General features: G+C 62.8%; 28 protein-coding genes. 2 read left to right on the top strand and 26 right to left on the bottom strand.

Features of this window, described 5'->3' with window-relative positions; genetic code table 11:
- Positions 1-110: 110 nt before the first annotated feature.
- The 6 genes from FCT00_RS20485 to FCT00_RS20460 form a co-directional block, all read right to left on the bottom strand.
- The gene (locus FCT00_RS20485; protein WP_138424472.1) at positions 111-827 is read right to left on the bottom strand and encodes an ATP12 family chaperone protein; all 717 of its coding nucleotides are present in this window, start codon (positions 825-827) and stop codon (positions 111-113) included.
- Positions 824-1,498 carry an HAD-IA family hydrolase gene (locus FCT00_RS20480; RefSeq protein WP_171043076.1) on the bottom strand — a complete coding sequence of 225 codons (675 nt, stop codon included), beginning with the start codon at positions 1,496-1,498 and terminating at the stop codon, positions 824-826. Before FCT00_RS20480 ends, FCT00_RS20485 begins: the two co-directional genes overlap by 4 nt.
- Positions 1,486-2,538 (bottom strand): RluA family pseudouridine synthase, encoded by a 1,053-nt coding sequence (locus FCT00_RS20475; protein ID WP_138424471.1) that lies wholly within the window; start codon positions 2,536-2,538, stop codon positions 1,486-1,488. Before FCT00_RS20475 ends, FCT00_RS20480 begins: the two co-directional genes overlap by 13 nt.
- Positions 2,535-2,912, bottom strand: a complete 378-nt coding sequence (gene crcB / locus FCT00_RS20470; RefSeq protein ID WP_138424470.1) for a fluoride efflux transporter CrcB — start codon at positions 2,910-2,912, stop codon at positions 2,535-2,537. The genes FCT00_RS20475 and crcB overlap by 4 nt, the downstream gene beginning before the upstream one ends.
- A 31-nt stretch (positions 2,913-2,943) precedes the next feature.
- Positions 2,944-4,254, bottom strand: a complete 1,311-nt coding sequence (locus FCT00_RS20465; RefSeq protein ID WP_138424469.1) for a replication-associated recombination protein A — start codon at positions 4,252-4,254, stop codon at positions 2,944-2,946.
- Positions 4,255-4,370: 116 nt separating this feature from the next.
- Positions 4,371-4,982, bottom strand: a complete 612-nt coding sequence (locus tag FCT00_RS20460) for an autoinducer binding domain-containing protein (protein ID WP_171043075.1) — start codon at positions 4,980-4,982, stop codon at positions 4,371-4,373.
- A gap of 120 nt (positions 4,983-5,102) precedes the next feature.
- On the opposite strand from FCT00_RS20460, the gene FCT00_RS20455 reads away from it, so the two are divergent.
- Complete coding sequence (locus FCT00_RS20455) at positions 5,103-5,288, top strand: hypothetical protein (protein ID WP_138424468.1); 186 nt, start codon at positions 5,103-5,105, stop codon at positions 5,286-5,288.
- Between the two features lie 97 nt (positions 5,289-5,385).
- Here FCT00_RS20455 and rplQ read toward each other — a convergent pair whose 3' ends face one another.
- The 4 genes from rplQ to rpsM form a co-directional block, all read right to left on the bottom strand.
- A complete protein-coding gene (gene rplQ / locus FCT00_RS20450) occupies positions 5,386-5,814 on the bottom strand; it encodes a 50S ribosomal protein L17 (protein WP_138424467.1) in 429 nt (142 codons plus the stop codon).
- Positions 5,815-5,978: 164 nt separating this feature from the next.
- Complete coding sequence (locus FCT00_RS20445; RefSeq protein WP_008331496.1) at positions 5,979-6,995, bottom strand: DNA-directed RNA polymerase subunit alpha; 1,017 nt, start codon at positions 6,993-6,995, stop codon at positions 5,979-5,981.
- Between the two features lie 111 nt (positions 6,996-7,106).
- A complete protein-coding gene (rpsK, locus tag FCT00_RS20440; RefSeq protein WP_008331497.1) occupies positions 7,107-7,496 on the bottom strand; it encodes a 30S ribosomal protein S11 in 390 nt (129 codons plus the stop codon).
- Positions 7,497-7,511: 15 nt separating this feature from the next.
- Positions 7,512-7,880: a 30S ribosomal protein S13 gene (gene rpsM / locus FCT00_RS20435; protein WP_040884749.1), complete on the bottom strand. Its 369-nt coding sequence runs from the start codon at positions 7,878-7,880 to the stop codon at positions 7,512-7,514.
- A 302-nt stretch (positions 7,881-8,182) separates the two neighbouring features.
- Between rpsM and FCT00_RS20430 the strand changes: the two genes are divergently transcribed.
- Positions 8,183-8,605, top strand: a complete 423-nt coding sequence (locus tag FCT00_RS20430; protein ID WP_138424466.1) for a BLUF domain-containing protein — start codon at positions 8,183-8,185, stop codon at positions 8,603-8,605.
- On the opposite strand, the gene FCT00_RS20425 is transcribed toward FCT00_RS20430, so the two are convergent.
- The 16 genes from FCT00_RS20425 to rplX all read right to left on the bottom strand — a co-directional run bounded on the left by FCT00_RS20425 (position 8,584) and on the right by rplX (position 18,645).
- Positions 8,584-8,967: a hypothetical protein gene (locus FCT00_RS20425; protein WP_138424465.1), complete on the bottom strand. Its 384-nt coding sequence runs from the start codon at positions 8,965-8,967 to the stop codon at positions 8,584-8,586. The two genes, FCT00_RS20430 and FCT00_RS20425, sit on opposite strands and share 22 nt — an antisense overlap.
- A complete protein-coding gene (locus tag FCT00_RS20420) occupies positions 8,952-9,278 on the bottom strand; it encodes a hypothetical protein (protein WP_138424464.1) in 327 nt (108 codons plus the stop codon). The genes FCT00_RS20425 and FCT00_RS20420 overlap by 16 nt, the downstream gene beginning before the upstream one ends.
- Positions 9,279-9,396: 118 nt before the next feature.
- A complete protein-coding gene (locus FCT00_RS20415; protein ID WP_008331507.1) occupies positions 9,397-9,972 on the bottom strand; it encodes an adenylate kinase in 576 nt (191 codons plus the stop codon).
- A complete protein-coding gene (gene secY / locus FCT00_RS20410) occupies positions 9,969-11,345 on the bottom strand; it encodes a preprotein translocase subunit SecY (RefSeq protein WP_040884751.1) in 1,377 nt (458 codons plus the stop codon). Before secY ends, FCT00_RS20415 begins: the two co-directional genes overlap by 4 nt.
- Before the next feature lie 105 nt (positions 11,346-11,450).
- Positions 11,451-11,915: a 50S ribosomal protein L15 gene (rplO, locus tag FCT00_RS20405; protein ID WP_008331514.1), complete on the bottom strand. Its 465-nt coding sequence runs from the start codon at positions 11,913-11,915 to the stop codon at positions 11,451-11,453.
- Between the two features lie 151 nt (positions 11,916-12,066).
- Complete coding sequence (locus tag FCT00_RS20400) at positions 12,067-12,408, bottom strand: DUF1801 domain-containing protein (protein ID WP_138424463.1); 342 nt, start codon at positions 12,406-12,408, stop codon at positions 12,067-12,069.
- A gap of 66 nt (positions 12,409-12,474) precedes the next feature.
- The gene (locus FCT00_RS20395) at positions 12,475-13,581 is read right to left on the bottom strand and encodes a Hint domain-containing protein (protein ID WP_138424462.1); all 1,107 of its coding nucleotides are present in this window, start codon (positions 13,579-13,581) and stop codon (positions 12,475-12,477) included.
- A 440-nt stretch (positions 13,582-14,021) separates the two neighbouring features.
- Positions 14,022-14,810 (bottom strand): MBL fold metallo-hydrolase, encoded by a 789-nt coding sequence (locus FCT00_RS20390; protein ID WP_138424461.1) that lies wholly within the window; start codon positions 14,808-14,810, stop codon positions 14,022-14,024.
- 393 nt (positions 14,811-15,203) lie between these two features.
- Positions 15,204-15,392 (bottom strand): 50S ribosomal protein L30, encoded by a 189-nt coding sequence (gene rpmD / locus FCT00_RS20385; RefSeq protein WP_008331528.1) that lies wholly within the window; start codon positions 15,390-15,392, stop codon positions 15,204-15,206.
- A gap of 5 nt (positions 15,393-15,397) precedes the next feature.
- Entirely contained in the window at positions 15,398-15,979 is a 582-nt protein-coding gene (gene rpsE, locus FCT00_RS20380; protein ID WP_008331530.1) for a 30S ribosomal protein S5, read from the bottom strand.
- 152 nt (positions 15,980-16,131) lie between these two features.
- Positions 16,132-16,491 (bottom strand): 50S ribosomal protein L18, encoded by a 360-nt coding sequence (rplR, locus tag FCT00_RS20375; RefSeq protein WP_008331532.1) that lies wholly within the window; start codon positions 16,489-16,491, stop codon positions 16,132-16,134.
- An 11-nt stretch (positions 16,492-16,502) separates the two neighbouring features.
- Entirely contained in the window at positions 16,503-17,036 is a 534-nt protein-coding gene (gene rplF / locus FCT00_RS20370; protein ID WP_008331534.1) for a 50S ribosomal protein L6, read from the bottom strand.
- A 12-nt stretch (positions 17,037-17,048) separates the two neighbouring features.
- Entirely contained in the window at positions 17,049-17,441 is a 393-nt protein-coding gene (gene rpsH / locus FCT00_RS20365) for a 30S ribosomal protein S8 (RefSeq protein WP_008331536.1), read from the bottom strand.
- 12 nt (positions 17,442-17,453) lie between these two features.
- Positions 17,454-17,759, bottom strand: a complete 306-nt coding sequence (gene rpsN / locus FCT00_RS20360; protein ID WP_040884753.1) for a 30S ribosomal protein S14 — start codon at positions 17,757-17,759, stop codon at positions 17,454-17,456.
- Between the two features lie 17 nt (positions 17,760-17,776).
- Positions 17,777-18,340 (bottom strand): 50S ribosomal protein L5, encoded by a 564-nt coding sequence (rplE, locus tag FCT00_RS20355; RefSeq protein ID WP_008331541.1) that lies wholly within the window; start codon positions 18,338-18,340, stop codon positions 17,777-17,779.
- A complete protein-coding gene (rplX, locus tag FCT00_RS20350) occupies positions 18,340-18,645 on the bottom strand; it encodes a 50S ribosomal protein L24 (RefSeq protein ID WP_008331543.1) in 306 nt (101 codons plus the stop codon). Before rplX ends, rplE begins: the two co-directional genes overlap by 1 nt.

Below are 18,645 nucleotides of genomic sequence, written 5' to 3'. Positions count from 1 at the left end.
GCCAAGAGTTTGGGCAATTATTCGCATGGGCGTCAAGGGCAAGGGGATTCCGGGCCCGCGCCTAACCCTAGGGAAACTCTGCATTTTCGGTAGCGCCCGGAAATTCTTGGTCACGAATTTTGATCGGCCAGTCGAAAAAACAGCGCCGCATCCAGAAATGCCTGCCTTTTCAGCGCCGCATGTTCCGCCGCTTCTTCGTCTTCGCCCCAAAGTTCGGCCTGCCAGTTTTCGTCGATCCGCGAGATCGCCCAGCCCGTCTCGGGGTCGATCCGGTCATGCATCACGGCCAGCGCGATGATGAGCGAACCGGACAGGGAAACGAGGTCGTGGAACGCCGCCAGACGGAAGGGGTCGAGGTCATGGACCAGCGCCCCGAGACGCGTCAGCGCGCCGGAATCCTGCGGCGCGTGCATGATACCGATGCGCGGTTCAAGACGCGCGCCGAACGTCTCGTCGGCCCAGTCGAGCAGCGGATCCCAAGCCTCGGCCTGCCGCGCGACCAGCTCGGCTGGCGTATCCGCGCGGTAGCAGGTCAGGTCGCTGTCGCCATAGGCCGCCAGCAGGTCGGCCACTTCGGCGTGCTGAAGGCGCACCTTGTCGATGGCCGAATTCGCCGTGCGGGTCATCGGCATGGTGGACGGGTCGATCTTGTCGGCCTGCGCGTCCCATTCCAAGGCAATGGCCTCGGCCAGCGCACGGGACGGCACCACGAAGGCGGCCTTGGCCGGTGTGCGCACGGTGCGGGTGTCGAGATAGACGGTATAGCCCCCGTCGCACGCGTCGGCCCGCGTCTCTTTCCAGAACCGTTTCGGTGCCCAGTCGCTCATCTTTCGCTCCACAGTCGGTCAATGGCCGGTATCAGGTCGGCGAAGCGTTCCACGACCGCATCCGCCCCGGCCCGTTCCAGATCGTTCGGCGCGTGATAGCCCCATCCGACCCCGATGGTGAAGACCCCGGCGGCGCGACCGGCCTGAATGTCATAGACCGTATCCCCGACGAAAACGGCGTCTTCGGGCGCGACCCCGGTTTCGGACAAGGCCGCGTTCACCATGGCCGGGTCCGGCTTCGACGGCTGGTCATCGGCGGTCTGCGTCGTCGCGAAGAGCCCGTCCAACCCATAAGTTTCGATGATGCGACGCATCCCGCGCCGCGACATGCCCGTTGCGGTGCCGAGCAGCACCTCGCCCCGCGCGTGCAGAGCTTCCATCGCGGCGAGCGCCCCCGCGAAGAACGGCGGTGTCCCGTCGCTCTGACGCGCGGTCATGTAGGCGTTCTTGTAGGCCTGTACCATCCGCGCCCGGTCATAGTCGTCGAAGTCACCGAACAGGCGTTTCACCGCTTCGACCAGCGACAGGCCCACCACGTTCAGCGTATCGGCCCGCGTCGGCGTCGGCAGATCGGCCTCGTCCGCCGCAGCCTCCATCGCCGCCACGATCGCATGCTGGCTGTCGATCAGGGTGCCGTCGACATCGAAGAGAACGAGCTTCAGGGGGCCCATTCTTCCTCCTCGAACGGATCGTCGGGCGCGTCGTCGACGCGAAAGCCAAGCTGCTCCCACGTCCGGGCCATATGCTCCGGCAGCGCCGCCTCGATGAAGATCGGCTTCTTCGTCACGGGGTGCTCAATCTCGATGGACCGCGCATGAAGGTGCAGTTTCTTGGAAATCTCGCCGCCCAGCATCGCGCCCCAGCCGTCGCCGAGGTTCTCCTGCCCGGAGCCGCCGTATTTGCCGTCACCCACGATCGGATGGCCCATTTCGGCCATATGCGCGCGCAACTGGTGGGTGCGCCCGGTGATCGGCGTCAGCCCGACCCAGGCGGCCCGCTGGGCGAGGTTTTCGATCACCACGTAATCCGTCTCGGCCCGCTTGGCACCTTCGACCTTGGCGACCTCGGACGGGTGGATGCAGAGCATCTTTTCCCCTTCGCCCTGACCGCCGTGACCCGGTGCCTTGACCAGCCCCCATTTCACCGTGCCCTTGCGCGGCAGCGGCACGCCCGCGACCACGGCCCAGTAGATCTTGCGCGTGTTGCGGTGCCGGAACGCATCCGTCAGATCCTTGGCGACCTGCCGGGTGCGCGCGAGAAGCAGGACACCCGAAGTGTCCTTGTCCAGCCGATGCACCAGCCGGGGTTTGTCGTCATAGCCGAAGGTCAGCGCCTCGGCCAATCCGTCCACATGCCGGGTCTGTTTCGACCCACCCTGCGTCGGCAGGCCCGGCGGTTTGTTCAGCGCGATGATGTGGTCGTCGCGATAGATCACGCAGTCGCGGATCATCTGCGCGTCCTTGTCCGTCACGCTCGGGCGCGGTGTTGCGGGCCGTTCACCGGGGTCGGGGAGCGGCGGAATGCGCACCTCCTGCCCCACTTCGACGCGGGTCGAGGCCTTGACACGCCCACCATCCACGCGGATTTCGCCCTTACGGCACATCTTTTCGACCCGGCCCTGCGGCACATGCGGAAACCGGCGCTTGAACCAGCGATCCAGCCGCTGATCCCCATCGCCCTCAGCGACCGTGATGGTCTGAACCCGGCTCATGCGAACACCCCCCGCGCCGCGTAGACGCCCAGAACAAGTGCGGCGAGCGACAAGCCCACCGACAGCGCCACATATCCCGCTGCCGATGCCACCTGCCCCCGCTCGAACAGCGCCAGCGTGTCCAGCGAGAAGGCCGAGAAGGTGGTGAACCCGCCCAAGACGCCCGTCATCAGGAACGGGGCCCAGACGTTGCCGCCCTTCTTGGCCAGAACGACGAACAAAACGCCCATAAGGAAACTCCCCAACACGTTCACGATCAGAGTTCCGGCAGGATAGCCGTGCCCGATCACCCGCGTCGCGGTGACGTTCACGAGGTATCGGCCCGAGGCCCCGATGGCCCCGCCCAAAGCGACGGTGAATAGCGTGTTCAACATGCTCACCCTCTCCCGCGCCGGTGCGCCAGAGTCAACCTTGCCGCTTGGCCCGAAGCCCTGCGAAAAAGTCGACCCGCTTCTTCAATTCACGTTCGAAGCCGCGTTCGACGGGTTGGTAATAGACCGGGCGCTTCACGTCGTCGGGGAAATAGTTCTGACCGGAAAAGCCGTCTTCGGCGTCATGGTCATACTGGTAGCCGGACCCATAGCCTTCGTCCTTCATCAGACGTGTCGGCGCGTTCAGGATGTGTTTCGGCGGCGGCGCCGATCCGGTCTGCTTGGCCTGCGCGCGCGCCGCCTTGTAGGCGACATAGCCCGCGTTCGATTTCGGCGCGAGGGCAAGGTAGACGACCGCCTGCGCCAGCGCCAACTCGCCCTCGGGCGACCCGAGCCGCTCATACGTTTCCCACGCGTCGATACAGATGCCGTTGGCCTGCGGATCGGCCAGCCCGATATCCTCGACCGCCATGCGCGTCAGGCGGCGGGCGAGGAACCGCGGATCCTCGCCCCCCTCCAGCATTCGGGTGAACCAGTAAAGCGCGGCATCGGGGTCGGACCCGCGCACCGATTTGTGCAGCGCCGAGATCAGGTTGTAGTGCCCATCGCCCGACTTGTCGTATTGCGCCGCGCGGCGCATCAGCCGCGTGGCGAGCGCATCGCGGTCGAGCTTCCCATCGACCCGCCACGCTATCACCTGCTCGATCAGATTGAGCAGCGCGCGCCCGTCGCCGTCGGCCATCTCGATCAGCGCCTCGCGCCCCTCACCGGTCAAGGGCAGGGCGCGGTCCAGTTCGCGTTCGGCACGCTGCGCCATGCGCTCGAGGTCGGCAGGCTCCAACCGTTTCAGCGTAATGACCTGTGCGCGGCTCAGAACAGCGGCGTTCAACTCGAACGACGGGTTCTCGGTCGTGGCCCCCACGAGCAGGATCGTCCCGTCTTCCATATGCGGCAGAAAGCCGTCCTGCTGCGCCTTGTTGAAGCGGTGGATCTCGTCGACGAACAGAAGCGTGCCCTTGCCGTTCTGCCGCCGCATCTTGGCCGCCTCGAACACCTTGCGCAGGTCGGTGACGCCCGTGAAGATCGCGCTGATCTGAATGAAATGAAGGTCGGTGACATCCGCCAGCAGCCGCGCGATGGTCGTCTTGCCGACCCCAGGTGGCCCCCAGAGGATCAGGGAGCCAAGCGATCCCGACGCCAGCATCACGCCCAAGGGGCCATCGGGGCCAAGCACCGCCTCTTGTCCGATCACCTGATCCAGCGCTGCGGGGCGCAACCGGTCGGCCAAGGGCCTCGGCCCGCCGCCCTTCGCTTCGCCGCCAACACTATCGAACAAATCCGCCATGCGCCCAATCTAGGCCCGGAGCGCACCGGCTTCCAGCGCCCCCCTTCACTGTTGTTCAAATACTTTCGGGCGAGGTCAGGACGGGCCCGAGGGCTGGCCCCAGGCGTCGCAACCCGTCAGAGCAGGTTGTATTCGTGGGCGCGTTGCACCGCTTCCGCCGTCGTGCGCACGAACAGCGCCTCGCGTGCCGCGCGCAGTCGCGCCTTGAAGGCGCTTTCGGAAATGCCCAGCACCGCCGAAGCCTCGGCATGGCGGTTGCCCTTGGCGACCAGCCGAAGAGCCATACGTTGCGCCGGGGTCAGCCGGTCCGGCGGTGTCGCACGTTCGTGCAGGGTTTCGACGACCGACCGGATACGGGCGATTTCGGTATCCGTGAACTCCCGGTCGTCACGGGCGAACCCGCCGATGGTGCGCGACGAGGTCAGGCCGGTCGAAACAGCCACGCCAAACGCCAAGCCAAAGCGGCGCGCCTGCCCCATGATGTTCAGAGGGTCGGGAAGGTCGATGTCGCTCCACCGGATCGCACCATCATTGCCGAAGCCCCAGAACACCATCGGGTCGGCGAGCATGTAGCCCTTCTCGGTGTAGATTTCCGTCCAGCGCGGATCGTAGGTCTGGATCATCAGATGCGCGGCTGCGAACCGGATGTGCAGGCCGAGCGCGTAGCCCCGTGGCGCGAGATCGGAAAGTTGCGAGAGCCCGTGGTCCAATCCCAATACATCAGACATCACCCAGCCCCCTGTCTCAAATACGCATCAACTCTTTAGAGCGATTACAGCTTTCTTTGACAACCTTAAATTGTGCGGTCAGAATTGGGCAAGAGGATTCACCGCAAGGCACCGGGTTTCATGGATGACGACGATCTCGTAGCGTGGCTGAACGCGCTGGACGACGAACAACGCGAGTTGCTGGCGCGCCATCTGGATATGTGGCCGGACGAACCCGTGGATGGAAGCACGCGGGCCGACCTGTTCGAAGCCGCGCTGGAGCTGCTAAGAACGCAACGCACCGGCAAGCCCAGCCGCATGAACTGAGCGCGGCCTGTTCAAGGGACCATTTGACGCAATGAAAAACCCCGCCGCGGATGTCCGGGCGGGGTTTTCGTTCGGGTCGGTCTGACCGATCCGAAGCTTATTCTTCGGCGAACGCCGCTTCTTCTTCCTCGGCAACGCGGGCCTTGTCGGCTGCGCCCTTGGCGTCGACGTCGCGGTCGACGAATTCGATGATCGCCATCGGCGCCATGTCACCGGTGCGGAAGCCGGCTTTCAGAACGCGGACGTAGCCGCCCTTGCGTTCGGCGTAGCGCGGGCCGAGCACGTCGAACAGTTTCGCCACATAGGCGTCCTGCTTGAGCTGGCTCGCGGCCTGACGGCGGGCGTGCAGATCACCGCGCTTGCCCAGCGTGATCAGCTTTTCGATGATCGGGCGCAGTTCTTTGACTTTCGGCAGGGTCGTCTTGATCTGCTCGTGCTCGATCAGCGAGCCAGCCATGTTGGCGAACATCGCCTTGCGGTGTTCGTGGGTGCGGTTCAGGCGGCGGTAGCCCCGTGCGTGACGCATTTTAGTCTCCTATCTCAGGTTTTGCTTTGTCCGGCGACCATGCGTTTCGGCCGCTCTCCTTGGGGCGTCATTGCCCATGTGGTCCCCGGCATTCCGGGCATTGGTGAGGTGGGTTGGCACCCACCCTACGGGTCGCCGTAGGGTGGGTGAAACCCACCAAGATCTCAGAACTGGTCTTCGAACTTCTTGGCCAGATCTTCGATGTTCTCCGGCGGCCATTCTTCGACGTCCATGCCGAGGTGCAGGCCCATGCCCGAGAGCACTTCCTTGATTTCGTTCAGCGACTTGCGGCCGAAGTTCGGGGTGCGGAGCATCTCGGCTTCGGTTTTCTGGATCAGGTCGCCGATGTAGACGATGTTGTCGTTCTTCAGGCAGTTCGCAGACCGCACCGAAAGCTCCAGCTCGTCCACTTTCTTGAGAAGAAGCGGGTTGAACTCGAGACCATCGTCGTCGTCCTGACGGCTGGCCGATTCCGGCTCGTCGAAGTTCACGAAGATCGACAGCTGGTCCTGGATGATCCGCGCGGCGAAGGCCACGGCATCGTCGGGAGTGATCGAACCGTCGGTTTCGACCTTGAGCGTCAGTTTGTCATAGTCGAGCACCTGACCTTCACGGGTCGGCTGCACGTCGTAGGACACTTTCTTGACCGGCGAATAGATCGCATCGACCGGGATCAGGCCGATCGGCGCATCTTCCGGCTTGTTCTTGTCGGCAGAGACATAGCCTTTGCCGGTGTTGACGGTCAGTTCCATGAACAGGTCGGCGCCGTCGTCGAGGTGGCAGATCACGTGATCCTTGTTCAGGATCTCGATGCCTGCGCTTTCCGAGATGTCGCCGGCGGTGACGACCATCGGGCCCTTGGCCGAGATCGACAGGCGCTTGGGCCCTTCGACTTCCATACGGATCGACACGCCCTTGAGGTTCAGGACGATGTCGGTGACGTCTTCACGCACACCAGCCACCGACGAGAACTCGTGCAGCACGTTGTCGATCTGCACGCTGGTGATGGCGGCGCCCTGAAGCGACGACATGAGAACACGGCGCAGCGCGTTGCCAAGGGTCAGACCGAAGCCGCGCTCGAGCGGTTCGGCAATGACGGTGGCCTGACGCGACGGGTCGTTGCCCGGCTTGACGTCGAGCTGCGTCGGTTTGATCAATTCAGCCCAGTTTTTGTGGATCATGCGTCCCTCCATTCCTGTTCTGCCCCATGTCCAAAAGGCAGAACGCCCGAGGTTCAAAAATGACGGACTCGGGCCAAGGGTTTCCCCCGGCCCGAGCGAAAAAAGTCTGCCTTAGACGCGGCGGCGCTTCGGCGGACGGCAGCCGTTGTGCGCGATCGGCGTCACGTCACGGATCGACGTGATGTTGAAGCCGACGGCAGCCAGCGCGCGCAGCGCCGATTCACGGCCCGAACCGGGGCCCTGCACTTCGACTTCCAGCGTCTTCACGCCGTGTTCCTGCGCTTTTTTGCCAGCGTCCTCAGCGGCCATCTGGGCGGCGAAGGGGGTCGACTTGCGCGAACCCTTGAAGCCCATGGTGCCAGCGGACGACCACGAGATCGCGTTGCCCTGCACGTCCGAGATCAGGATCTTGGTGTTGTTGAAGGACGAGTTCACATGCGCCACACCAGCGGCGATGTTCTTGCGCTCTTTGCGCTTCGTGCGAGTCTTATCGCGTGCCATTCTTCAGACCCTCCCTTACTTCTTCTTGCCAGCGATGGGTTTCGCCGGGCCTTTGCGCGTGCGCGCATTGGTGTGGGTGCGCTGACCGCGCACGGGGAGGTTGCGGCGATGACGCAGGCCACGGTAGCAGCCAAGGTCCATCAGACGCTTGATGTTCATCTGCGTCTCACGGCGCAGGTCGCCTTCGACGGTGTAGTTCGCGTCGATGTGCTCGCGGATCGTCAGCACTTCGGCGTCCGACAGTTCGTTCACGCGGCGCGTGACGTCGATGTTGGTCGCTTCGCAGATGCTTTTGGCAGAGGTGTGACCAATGCCAGTGATGTAGGTGAGGGCGATCGGGACGCGCTTGTGCGTCGGGATGTTCACGCCGGCAATACGTGCCAAGTCGGTCTTCCTTTCGTTGCGGACCCGTAGTTCCAGGTCCTTTTTTCACAACGTAAGCCCGCGGGGGTCATCCCTGCGGGCCGCAGCTGAAACTCTGGTCTGGTGCGTGCGGGGTGCGACCCCGAAAACACCGATTCCCTTTTCGGGATGCGGTGCTTTACGAGGGAATCATCGGCGCGTCAAGACTTGGGCCGACAATAGCGGCGTGGCGGGGGAACCCCGGGTTTCTTGACCTGCGACAAGGCGGGTGGGCGCGGGACGGGTATGATAGCCCCGTTGCGTGGCCCACTTCGCGAGGCGCCATGATGTTTCAAGCAGTATATGCCAGTCATGCGGTCTATCCAATGGGTCACCCAAGCGACGCGGACATTCTGCGCGTGGCCCGGCGACAGGCCGCCGAGTTCAACCTGACGGGGTTCCTCCTGCGTACCGAATGGGCCTTTGCGGGCGCGTTCGAGGGGGAAGGTGACGCTGTTGCCCGCGTGTTCGACGCGGTCCTGCGCGATCCGCGTCACAGGGTCGTGCGCGCTTGGGGCCCCTACCGTATCCTCATGCGCGGTTTCGACGGCTGGGCGATGGGATACGGCCCGCTCGGTCGTGACGGGTTCATCATGCCCAAAGGCGTGGGGCGGGACGCATGGAAAGACCGCGATCGCATCCTTTGTCGCCTGCGCAAGAGCGCGGGGGCACAGGGGGACGAATGCTATGGCGCCACGCAGATCTGAAGGATCAGCGGCTGATCCCAATTCGACCCATCCATCTGCACGGTGCCATCGCCCATTTCCATCAGCGTGAAGACGCCGGGATCGACGAAGGGTCCGGGCTCCATGCAATAGCCCATGCGGATCTGGATCTCGCCTTCCTCGAGATAAGGATCGAACGGCGCGTCGAAATCGCAATTCCATTCGATCCCGACGAGGCCCTGCTGGCTCAGGACGAGGTGATCCTCGTCCACCGTGAAGATCGGGCCGTAATCGTCGAACCCGTCGAGAAAGGCGCAGCCGCGCGGGCCGTTGACGAAGGCATTGGCGGATGCGGCGGCAGGCAGGGCCAGACCGATGGCAAGGGCGATCAATTGGTGGCGCATGACATGAAAACCTTGGGTTCGGACCAGTGCGAGAATGTGACGACCGTCATGCCCCGCGCGGAATAGACGATGTCGAACGTCCCGCTCAATTCGGGTTCGCCCGGCGCAAAGCAGGTGCCGTCGATCTGTTCCGGGCCACCGTCGGGGTCGAGCGTGATCTGCCCGTCGAACGCGCATTCGACGGCGCCGCCCCAGATGCGTTCATAGTCCAGAATGTTGTTGTCCGGGCCAAGGGCGTGGATCGGCCCGCCGTCGCCGCCCGTGCCCGCCACGACCGCGCAGGCATCGGGGCCGGACACGAAAAGCGTCATGTCCTGCGCCGAAACGGGCGCACCGGCAACGAGGAGCGCAAGTAAAAAGGGATATCGCAAAGAAAAATCCTCCGAGCTATGCCCGGAGGATCGTCTCAAACCGGTTATCGGTCAATCGTCAGCCGAGGATGGCCTTGATCGAACCCGCGACCTCGTCGATCGAGGCAAGGCCGTCGATCGATTTCAGGTCGCCCTTGGCGTAGTAATAGCCGATGAGCGGCGAAGTCTTCTTGTAGTATTCCATCAGCCGCGTGCGCATGCTTTCGGCGTTGTCGTCGGCGCGGACCGGCTGACCGGCTTCGGCCGCCTCTTTCGCGCGGTTCACGACGCGTTGCACCAGCGTTTCGTCATCGACCTGCATCTCGATCACATGGTCGAGCGACGCACCCTTTTCCGCCAGCAACTTGCCCAGCGCGTCGGCCTGACCCAGCGTGCGCGGGAAGCCGTCGAAGATGAAGCCGCCCGCATTGTCGCCTTCGAGCTTCTCGGCGATCAGCCCGATCACGATCTCGTCCGTCACAAGCTCGCCCGCGTCCATGATCGCGGCGACCTTGTTGCCCATCTCGGTGCCCGAGGTGCGCGCTTCACGCAGCATGTCGCCCGTCGAGAGCTGGATCATGTTGCGTTCGTCCACGAGCTTTTTCGCCTGAGTGCCCTTCCCCGCACCCGGCGGTCCAAGAAGAATGATATTCATCGTCTGGCTGGTCCCTTCCGTCCCTTTTTCGCAGCAGTCCCTCCGCGTTTACCGCGCAGCTGCGATTTCTCAATGAGGCCTTCGTATTGATGTGCAAGCAGGTGGCTCTGAACCTGCTGGATCGTATCCATCGTGACGGACACGATGATGAGCACCGAGGTGCCGCCGAAATAGAACGGCACGGCAAGCTGGCTGCGCAGGATCTCGGGCAGCAGACAGACCGCTGCAAGGTAGATCGAGCCCAGCGTCAGGATGCGGGTCACCACGTAGTCGAGGTATTCGGCGGTTTTCTTGCCGGGGCGGATGCCCGGAACGAAACCGTTCTGGTTTTTCAGATTGTCGGCCACGTCCTCGGTCTTGAACGCCACTTCCTTGGTGTAGAAGAACGTGAAGAACACGATCATGGCGGTGAAGAACAGCAGGTAGAGCGGCTGACCGGGGCCGAAATAGGCAAGCAGCGTCGACATCACCGGACCGGCGTTGCCGTCCTGGTTGAAGGTCGACAGCGTCGTCGGCAGCAACAGCAGCGCCGAGGCGAAGATCGCCGGGATGACGCCTGCCGGGTTCACCTTGATCGGCAGGTGGCTGGAGCCGCCGTCATACATCTTCATCCCCACCTGACGGCGCGGATACTGGATGTGGATCTTGCGCAGCGCGCGTTCCATGAACACGACGAAGGCGATCACGGCCATGACCATGACCAGCACGCCGATGATGACCGCAGGGCTGATCGCGCCCGAACGACCCTGGCTCAGGAATTGCGCGGCGGCGGCGGGCAGTTCGGCCACGATGCCCACGAAGATGATAAGCGAGATGCCGTTGCCGATGCCGCGTGCGGTGATCTGCTCACCCAGCCACATCAGGAACATGGTGCCACCCACCAGCGTCACGACGGCGGAGGCGATGAAGAACGGCCCCGGCGTCGACACGAGGTCGCCGGCCTGAAGGCTGTTGGCCAGCGCGAAGGCCTGCCCGGTCGCCAGCGCCACGGTGCCGTAGCGCGTGTACTGGTTGATCTTCTTGCGGCCCTGCTCGCCTTCTTTCTTGAGCTGCTTCAGCGGCTCCCACATCGACGCCAGAAGCTGAACGATGATCGAGGCCGAGATGTAGGGCATGATGCCCAAGGCAAAGACACCCATCCGGCCCAGCGCACCGCCCGTGAACATCGACAGGATGCCGCCGATCCCGGCTGCGGCCTGTTCCATGAAGTCACGCAGCGCGCCCGCGTCGATCCCCGGCACCGGGATATAGGTCCCGATCCGGTAGATGATCAGAAGCCCGATGGTGTAGAAAATGCGTTTGCGAAGGTCAGTCGCCTTGCCCAGCGCGCCCCATGAAAGGTTCGACGCCATTTGTTCCGCTGCAGATGCCATATGGCCCCCTGTTCGTGGAAACGCCGCCGGACCGTTTCCCGGCTCCGGCGGCGCTCATGGAATTCCGTGCGCTTACTTAAGCCGCCCGTGGGCGGGTCACAAGCGTTACTCTGCCGCAGCCGCCGTGGTGGTCAGCTTGCCACCAGCCTTTTCAACGGCTTCCACAGCCGATTTGGAGGCACCGGTCACGGTGATGTTGGCTTTCGCCGAGTACTCGCCCTTGGCCAGAACCCGCACACCGTCAAGCTTGCGGCGAACGACGCCGGCTTCGACCAGAGCGTCCTCGGTGATGTCACCGGACAGCTTCTTGGCGTCGATGAATTTCTGGATGATGCCCAGGTTCACGACAGCGAACTTCTTGCGGTTCGGCTTGTTGAAACCACGCTTGGGAAGACGCTGGTAGAGGGGCATCTGGCCGCCTTCGTAGCCGTTGATGGCCACACCCGAACGGGATTTTTGACCTTTGATACCACGGCCACCCATTTTGCCTTTGCCCGAGCCCGGACCACGGCCAACGCGCATGCGTTTCTTGGCGGCACCGGGATTGTCCCGGAGTTCATTCAGTTTCATATCGCTTCTCCTATGCCGGATGTGACCCTCGAAGCGAAAACGGGCCAACCACGGCTTTGTCTATATGTGAGTCGTGGACCCACTCGGGGCCACCGGGCGCGTATAAGGGGTAAGGCCCATTGGGGTCAAGGCGCATCGCCGGGTCGTGACGCTATGCGCCGTCGAGCGCCAGTGCCTCGCCGATCAGGGTTTTCACGGCCTCTTCGGGAATGTCGGCGCCGGGGGTAAACCGGACATGCCGTAACTCCTTCCCTGCGCCTTCGAGCAGGCTGGGCGCGTCCGGCATTCGGGCCCCCTGCTGAAAGCCGAGCGTCACATGGCTTTTCGATTTCTGAAGGTAACAGAACAGCTTGTTCCGGCTGTAACAGGGCTGGCGCCACTTGATCTCTTCCTTGATCCCGTCAGCCGAGCCAAGGATCAGGCCACGCAGACGACCGAGCGTCTCGGCCTGCGCCGGATCCAGCGCCGCGAACCAGTCATCGGCGTCTGTCATGAAGCCCCCCTTGGCAAACTCACGTCAGGATAACATGGCCGTGTCGGGCGTGCAGCACCGACCGCCTCAGGCCGACTGAAGCGACCAGATCGGCCAGGCGTCGATGGCAGGGCCTTCGATGATCGGCCGCTTGCGCTTGAGCTTGCGGCCTTCGAGCGCCGTCAGATCGCGCCGCGCGAGTGGGCCATAGCTGCCCACCACGTCATCGGACAGCCCCGGCAGGCGCGCGAGCACGGCAAGACGTTCGGCAGGGGTCAGAAGCGACATGCTATAGGGGCTTGGGTAGAAACTCTCGCTCGGCACGCCGTTGGCGAAGATCACCTCGTGTCGCGGCAGCAGGACGGAATAATATGTGATGGACTTGCGCCCCAGCATCTTGCGCACACCGCCACGCTTGGCGAGCGACCGGGCCTGCGCGAACACCTCTTCCCCGCCCGTCACGCGGTCGTTCTTGTGCGACGACACCATCACGCGGTGAAAGGGCGACAGGATCAGGTCGCTGTGGGGCATACCCGGCGCAAGGCTGCCCTTGGGAAACAAGAGCGGCGTCTGCGGTTTGCGTGCGCCGGTCAGTTGAACCTCGCGCGCGCCGATCCACAGCACCTCCTGCGCGCCATCGTCGAGCGTCAAAACCTTGTCCCCGGCCCGCAGGTCACAGACCCGGCGCGCGCCGCTTGGTGTCTCGATCAGGGTGTCGGGGCCGAAACAGGCGAAGATCTCGGTGTAAGGCGTGGAGGGTTCGTCGGTCGATGTGCCGACGACCTGATAGCTCTGCCCCGCGACGAGTTCCTGCGACGACACGAAACCGATGCTGGGCGTGGCCCCGCCCTCGTCCAGCACGTAGATCGTGATGTTGTCTGCGGGGTCCGACGATCCGATGGGCCGGATGATATAGGCGTATTCGTTCTCGATCGTCTGACCGGCGGCGTAGTTCGTGCCGTTGATCGTCGTCGGATTGGTCAGGTACTGCTCGGACGAGCTGTCGTCGAACGTGGGATCGTCGTCGAGCGTGGTGTCGAGGTCGGTGACTTCGACCACCTGAAACCCCGCGCCGGGATTGAGCGTGATGACAGTGCTGCCCGCCGACGCCGGATTCGAATTGGACCCCGGCGGCCATGGGTTCGGCCCCGTGTGCGTCGTGTCGCTGATGCTGTAGATCGCTAGAAACGGCATCTGTCCCTCCGCCGTTATTAAAGACTTAGGAACAGGGCCGGGTCGGGGAGGCTTCGTTTCGAAACTGGGGAAAAAGTCTGCCGCAGGGGGCTTTTCGTTCAGTCTGGAGGCATTCTTCGCGGCGTGCGGTCGTGCGGCCGATGCACCTGCTGAATTAACCCTAATAAATCATTGTGTTACCTGACGGGCGATCTGGCCGGAGCTGCGCAAAGCGCGCAAAACACCGGGCTTCAATCGGAAACAGTGAACGGACTGGTTCATTCTTTTCACGCCGCCAAGAAACGATCTATGGCGAAAATGGGGCAGCATGGGTCGGGATACCCTCACCTTTCCCCTGCCAATCGTGACACGATTGTGGCGCCGGGGGCGAGTCTGTCTTCAAAATGAGAACGGGACCGGCGACCGGTCCCGTTTCAAGTGCCTGCCAAAAGGTCGGCGCGTCAGCCCAGATCGCCTTCGCCGTACCAGCCGCCCATCTTGACCTCGGTGTCGCCTTCGATCATCGACGCGAACTCTTCCGGGTCCTGCGTGCCGCCGTCGCGGCCACGGTAGTGGTAGGGGTAGACGTAGGTCGGGCCGAATTCCGACACCGCGCTGGCCGCCGCCGCCGCGTCCATCGTGAACGGCAGGTTCATGCAGACGAAGGCGAGGTCGATATTCTCCAAGCTACGCATCTCGGGAATGTCCTCGGTGTCGCCGGAGATGTAGACGCGGAAGCCGTCGAAGCTCAGGACATAGCCGTTGTCGCGCCCTTCGGGGTGAAAGTTCTTGCGCTCTTCGGTGATATTGTAGGCCGGGATCGCTTCGATGCCGAGCCCGTCCCAATCCATGCTGTCACCGTTCGCCATCGACACGGCGCCGTCGGCGATCTCGGCGGGCAACATGCCGTTCACGGCGGGGTTGGTGATGAGCGCAGTTTCGGCCCCGACGAGCGCGGTCAGAACCTCGGCATTGTAATGGTCGCCGTGCTCGTGCGTGACGAGGATCAGATCGGGTGCGGGGAAATCGGCGTAATCGTCGGGCGACCCCACCGGGTCGACATAGATCACACCCTTGGGCGTCTCCATCACGAAGGACGCGTGGGACACGGGATGAACCGTGATTTCGCCCGCGTCGGTCGTGAACATGTTGGAGGCATGGGCGGCGGCCATCCCGGCATAGGGCAGTATGGTGATCGCGCCCGCGCTGGCGGCAGCCGTCGCGAGGAACGTGCGGCGTGTGGTTTTCATTGCGTCTCTCCCTGTTTCGCTGTGGTTCTGAGGGTACTACGCGCGAGGTGACGCAGGGTTCACTTGTCAGCGAGAGGGATCACGATGGGGTGAGGGGAAATCGACTGTCGAAAAACAGAAGAAGTCCTCAATGAGAAGGCTTACTTGCAGATGAACTGTATAGCACGAGTCGCGTGGGTAACGTTAACCAGTCTCTCGGAGAGAAATCAGTTCACTCGGACAGAGATGCTGAATTGGCAAGAGCAGGTCTGCGTTTTCTGGACGACGTGTAGGTCACTATCCAAGATCACCAGTCATTTACCGATATCGTCAATGCATTCGACTAAATATGAAAAAACACCCCGGCCATTTCTGACCGGGGCGCTCTGTCTGTCAATCGTTGAACGCTTGGCCTTACCCGCGCTCTTCCACGATTTCCACGAGGTGCGGGATGGAGTTGACCATGCCACGCACGGAGGGGGTGTCCTCCAGCTCGCGGGTTTTGTGCATTTTGTTCAGGCCGAGCCCGACGAGCGTTTCACGCTGTTTGGCAGGGCGGCGGATCGGGGAGCCGATCTGTTTTACGACGATGGTTTTTGCCATGTGTCTCAGGCCTCCTCAGCAACCTGGCTCGACTCGGCCGGGGCCTCATCGCGGCCCGGCAGGATGTCGGCGACTTTCTTGCCGCGACGCTGTGCCACCGAACGGGGGCTGGCCTGCTTGGTGAGGCCGTTCAGCGTGGCGCGGATCATGTTGTAGGGGTTCTGCGAGCCGATCGACTTGGCGACGACGTCCTGAACACCCAGCATTTCGAACACGGCACGCATCGGACCACCGGCGATGATCCCGGTACCGGTCGGGGCGGTGCGCATGACGACGCGGCCAGCGCCGTGACGACCGTCGATGTCGTGGTGCAGGGTCCGGCCCTCACGCAGCGGCACGCGGATCATGTTGCGCTTGGCGCTTTCAGTGGCCTTGCGGATCGCCTCGGGCACTTCTTTCGCTTTGCCTTTGCCGAAGCCGACGCGGCCCTTCTGGTCGCCCACGACGACGAGAGCGGCGAAGCCGAAGCGCTTACCACCCTTGACGGTCTTGGACACACGGTTGATCGCAACCAGACGATCGGCGAATTCGGGGGCTGCTTCCTCGCGGTCGCGGCGGTTACCCCGGCGGTTTTCACGTTCTGCCATCAGGCATTCCTTCAATGGGTGGCGCGCATGTGGGCGCCGGTTTTACTCGATCCTTGGTGAGCGTGCCCACGAATGGGACTGTCTCCCGGATCATCGGAGGGGCGAACGCGCCGCCCCTCTCAGGTAGGGTGGGTGACAACCCACCAAACACTTCAGAACTTCAGACCACCTTCGCGCGCGGCGTCGGCCAGAGCCTTGACGCGCCCGTGGTACAGGAAGCCGCCACGATCGAAGTAGCACTCTTCCACGCCCGCTTTCTTGGCACGTTCGGCGATCAGGGTGCCCACCTTGGCGGCGGCTTCCACGTTGTTCTTGCCGACAATGCCCAGATCCTTCTCGAGCGACGAAGCCGAAGCGAGAGTCACGCCGGCGATGTCGTCGATCAGCTGGACGCTGATGTTCTTGTTGGAGCGGTGAACCGACAGGCGAAGCTTGCCGGGGTTCACTTTCCGCTGCTTGTTCCGAACGCGCAGACGGCGCTTCAGAAACAGGTCTCGTTTGCTGTTTGCCATTTTTCGCGTCCTTACTTCTTCTTGCCTTCCTTGCGGAAGATGTACTCGTCCTTGTAGCGGATGCCCTTGCCCTTGTAGGGCTCCGGCGAACGCCATTCACGGATGTTGGCCGCGACTTGTCCGACGAGCTGCTGGTCGTTGCCCTCGACGACGATTTCGGTCTGCTTCGGCGCGGTGATGGTCACCCCTTCCGGCGCTTCGAAATCGACTTCGTGCGAGTAGCCCAGGTTCAGCTTCAGGGTGTTGCCCTGCATCTGAGCCCGGTAACCAACACCGGTGATCTCCAGCTCTTTCTTGAAGCCGTCCGACACACCCGTGATCATGTTGGCGACCATGGTGCGGGACATGCCCCACTGCTGACGGGCACGCTTGGACTTGCCGCGCGGCTCGACCGACACGATGTTGTCTTCGATCTTGATCGTGACATCATCGGTGGCGGTGAAGCTGCGGGTGCCCTTGGGGCCCTTCACTTCGACGGTCTGACCCGACAGGGACGCGGTAACGCCCGAGGGGATCTCGACCGGTTTCTTACCAATACGAGACATTACCAGACCTCCTTAGAATACGGTGCAAAGCACTTCGCCGCCAACATTCTGGCTACGAGCGTTTGCATCCGACATCACGCCCTTGGGCGTGGAGACAATCGAGACACCAAGGCCCTGACGGACCTGCGGGATCTCCTTGGCGCCCATGTAGACGCGGCGGCCGGGGGTCGAAACCCGCTGCAACTCGCGAATGACCGGGGTGCCATCGAAGTATTTGAGGCTGATTTCCAGCGTCGGGTGACCGTTTGCGTCGGTCCCCTTTTCATAGCCGCGGATGTAGCCTTCGTCGGCCAGCACGTCCAGAACCCAGGCGCGCAGCTTGGAGGCCGGCGTCGAGACGGTGGACTTGTGGCGCATCTGGGCGTTGCGGATGCGGGTGAGCATATCGCCGATAGGATCGTTCATCTTCTGATCTCCTTACCAGCTCGATTTCACCAGGCCGGGGATCTGGCCCATGGAGCCGAGTTCCCGCAGCGCGATCCGGCTGACCTTCAGCTTGCGGTAGTACGCATGCGGACGGCCAGTCAGCTGGCAACGATTGTGAAGACGGGTCGGCGAGGAGTTGCGGGGCAGCTTCGCCAGTTTGAGGGAAGCGCGGAAACGCTCTTCCATCGGGTTCGACTCGTCGTTGATGATTTCTTTCAGCGCGGCACGCTTCTCGGCGTACTGTTCCACCAGCTTCTGACGCTTGGCTTCACGCGCGATCATGGATTTTTTAGCCATTACTCGGTCTCCAAGGATCAGCTGTTGAAGGGCATGTTGAAGTGCTTCAACAGGCTCTTTGCTTCTGCGTCGGTCTTCGCAGTGGTGGCGATCACGATGTCGAGGCCCCAGACTTCGTCGACTTTGTCGAAGTCGATTTCCGGGAACACGATGTGCTCTTTCATGCCCATGGCGTAGTTGCCACGGCCATCGAACGAGGTGCCGGGCACGCCGCGGAAGTCGCGGATGCGGGGCATGGCGATCGTGATGAGACGGTCGAGGAATTCGTACATCCGGTCGCCGCGCAGGGTCACTTTCGCACCCAGCGGCATGTCCTCGCGGACACGGAAACCGGCGATGGATTTCTTCGCCTTCGTCACCAGCGCTTTCTGACCGGCGATCTTGGTGAGATCTTCCTGGGCAGATTTCGCTTTCTTGGAGTCCTTCACGGCCTCGGCGCCGCAGCCGATGTTCAGGACGATCTTGTCCAGACGCGGGATCTGCAGGTCGTTGGTGTAGCCGAACTCTTCTTTCAGGGCAGCCTTGATCGTCTCGCGATAGGCGGCCTTGAGGCGGGGGGTGTAATTCGCAGTATCGAGCATCAGATCACGTCCCCAGTGGTCTTGGCGAAACGGACCTTCTTGTCACCTTCCATGCGGAAGCCGACGCGGGTCGCTTTGCCGTTGGCATCGAGAAGCGCCAGGTTCGACAGGTCGATCGGCATCGCCTTCGGCAGGCGGCCGCCCTGATTGTTCTGGCTCTGGCGGGTGTGACGGATCGCCATGTTCACGCCGTCGACCACAGCTTTGCCGGTCTTGGGCGAAACCGAGGTGATTTCCCCGGTCTGGCCTTTGTCTTTACCGGCCAGCACGACGACCTTGTCGCCTTTTTTCAGTTTCGCAGCCAT

Source organism: Maritimibacter alexandrii (assembly GCF_005871115.1).
Lineage (GTDB): Bacteria > Pseudomonadota > Alphaproteobacteria > Rhodobacterales > Rhodobacteraceae > Maritimibacter > Maritimibacter alkaliphilus.
The sequence above is the reverse complement of the archived record's forward strand: the minus strand, read 5'-3'. Positions and strand labels throughout refer to the sequence as shown.